General features: G+C 52.0%; 2 protein-coding genes. Both read left to right on the top strand.

Annotated elements, in window-relative coordinates:
* Window positions 1-1,893 precede the first annotated feature (1,893 nt).
* The gene (locus BM125_RS20050) at window positions 1,894-2,202 is read left to right on the top strand and encodes a hypothetical protein (protein ID WP_139225137.1); all 309 of its coding nucleotides are present in this window, start codon (window positions 1,894-1,896) and stop codon (window positions 2,200-2,202) included.
* Between the two features lie 205 nt (window positions 2,203-2,407).
* Window positions 2,408-2,685, top strand: a 278-nt coding sequence (locus tag BM125_RS20045) for a hypothetical protein (RefSeq protein ID WP_217647933.1), incomplete at its 3' end; no start/stop codon positions are given.

Raw genomic sequence — 2,685 nt, 5'->3', positions numbered from 1 at the left:
ACTTTGTAGCTTTGGTGGTGCATCGTGAGTAGCATGCAGCCCAACTATTCATTCGAGCCGACGTGCTAACGCACGCGGCTCAATTCTGGTGTTAGGGCGCTATGGATAGAGTTATAATCCTGCTGATCTTCTCGCTCATCGCGATTTCGTCATCTTGCTTCGCGGCCGAGCCGTTTGAATTCACCGAATTGCTCGGTTGCGACAAAGAGCATGATCCCTACGGGCCAGACAAGCTGGTCGCAGATCACTCCGGAGACTACCTTGTCGTCACTGGTTGGGTAGGTCTATCTTGCGGTGAGCATGTTGCAAAACCGGAGTACAGAGAGGACTGGAGTGCGGCTACGTTGCGGGTTGAGACAAGAAACGATGAAGGTGTCGCGGCTATATGCAGATGCACATCCAAGTTCCAGTTCGTACTCCACTTTACCGTTCCCAAGGGGAGAATCATTTACCTTCTAAAGAATGGGATGGGCGCGGCACATGTTGTCGCACCCTAACTAGTAGTTCAAGCCGACCACGTTCCGTGGCGGCTTAACAAAGTTGTTGGTCGGCATATGAATGGCAGCTCGGTAATTGTCTATTTCGCCATGTTGGCCGGTGGCCTAGGCCAGGCCCCGGTTTGCCCGCAACTTGATCCCGATCTCATCTATTGTCCAGCGCCCCAATCACCCACGGTAACTGAGCTCAGCGAAGGTCGTGTAGTCGTTGAACTAACTATCGCGCCAGAGGGTTCGGTTTCAAATGCTCGCATCATTTGATCGAGCGGGCACAGCGCGTGGCAGAGTGTCGTGCTAAAAGTGGCGGCACAGTTGCGCTACAAGCCAACTGAAAAATCTTCCGTTAAAGTTGTACCATTCCAAATGACGGTACACGAGTAATGCCGTCCAACTATTCAATCAAGCCGACCGCTGACGCGGCGGCTTATTTCCGGTGTTGGGTGGAACGTGACAGGCCTCGAGAAAATGCGGCTCAAGTCCAGGCGACTACTTTGGGCTCAGTTCCTTCCTATCATCCCAGGGGGAGCCGCTTTCGCAGTAGCGTTTTTTGCAGAAGCGTCCTATTCGCAAACACCCGACACGCCCCTCGTAGCATGGTGCGTCGCAAATTGGTGGCTTTTGCTCATGTTGGGTTGCGCTTTTTCCGTTGTGCCGGTCATTTTAGGGTCTTGGGTATACCTCCGCTGTCCCCTTTGTAACTTTCGCTTTTCCCGTGCCGCTATCACTCTGTTCGCATTCGCAAGTTCCAAGCCATTAATTAAGTTTTGTCCTCATTGCGGTGTATCTTTGGGCGAGACGTTGCGTGATTCCTAATCCACCCAACTATTCAATCAAGCCGACCGCTAACGCGGCGGCTTATTTCCGGTGTTAGCCCGGCAAAAGCTTTCATGTTTTTGCCTGGTTTTATGCAGTCTGAGCAGCACGCTCCGGTTGCAGTCCGTGGGCGAGTCCATGTGCATCAGCAGCGCAATCGCGTCTCGCCCTTTTCCTGTTTCGCGTGGCGCTGGTCGTCCTTTGGCCAGCCCACAGGCATCAGCCGCGCGATCGAGTTTCACATCTTCATGCAGGTTCGCAGCGCTGGTCGTTCGCAAACAGTGGGCCGCGCTGCGTAGCTCCAGGATGCTTCACGCGCTCAAGCACCTACCTGCAACGTATCGGTCTTCCAATCTGTACTGCATCGGCATAACCTTGGGCTAACTGTTCAATCAAGCCGACCGCTGACGCGGCGGCTTATTTCTGGTGTTAGGGCGCTAAAATGGGACTCAGTGAATTTTTGAGTATCAGTCGATCACTGCTAGCGCCGGCGGTGACAGTTCTAGCCCTTCTTGTCGCATATGGGCAGTACCGAACAGCGCGACATCAACGGAGAATTGAGCTTTTCGATCGTAGGTTTTCGGTGTACACGCGAACAATCCATTTTGTTCGAGCGTCTTGGCAAGGTGACACCGTTGATTCCGAAATAGCTGCAGAGTTCTGGTCTGCGGTAACTGAAGCCCAGTTTATTTTCGGCAAAGATGTTGTTCGTGCATTGGAAGCAATCAAAGATCGTGCTATAGAAATCTCAGTTTCGAAGCGCATGATTTCCGCCACACCCCCTGAAGAAGAGCTCAAGTATGTGTATTCGATGCGCGACCATCAGCAATGGTTCTCTCAGGCAGAAGAGCCAATTACCAAAGTGTTCCGACACTATTTGCGGTTGCACTGAATTGGTTGCGCCCTAACTATTCGTCCAAGCCGACCGCTGACGCGGCGGCTTAACTCTGGTGTTAGACACGGAAAACATGGTGATTCGGCTAGCCTGCATAGTCTTTCTCGCAACCTTTTCGTCGTATGCATATTCGGTAGAGAACGAGTCACTTGTTTCCATTCGTCAAGACTACTCTGGAACGGGCGCACACACTTGGGAACTCGTGCTGAAGGAAGATGGCTCTGTTGTTGAGGAGCAATACAACATTGATGCAGCGGACATTCGCTCAATAGAAGTCATCAAGGTTGTTCGAAACGTTGGCCAAGATCAGGTTCACTCCCTTGTGGCTGAAGCTTCTGAGCTGATGAAGAGCCTTCCTGAAAACGTTGATGAGCGCATATATGTCGATCCCGAGACAAAGGTCATTAGAGTTAGTTTTGATGGGCGCAAGCTATTTTCCGGTTGGTCGTCTTATGAGACTACTCCGGCGAGTAGCACGAC

Source organism: Dokdonella immobilis, from assembly GCF_900115085.1.
In the GTDB taxonomy this organism is placed as follows: domain Bacteria; phylum Pseudomonadota; class Gammaproteobacteria; order Xanthomonadales; family Rhodanobacteraceae; genus Dokdonella; species Dokdonella immobilis.
Note: the sequence above shows the minus strand (reverse complement) of the source record. Positions and strands in the feature narration are given on the sequence as shown.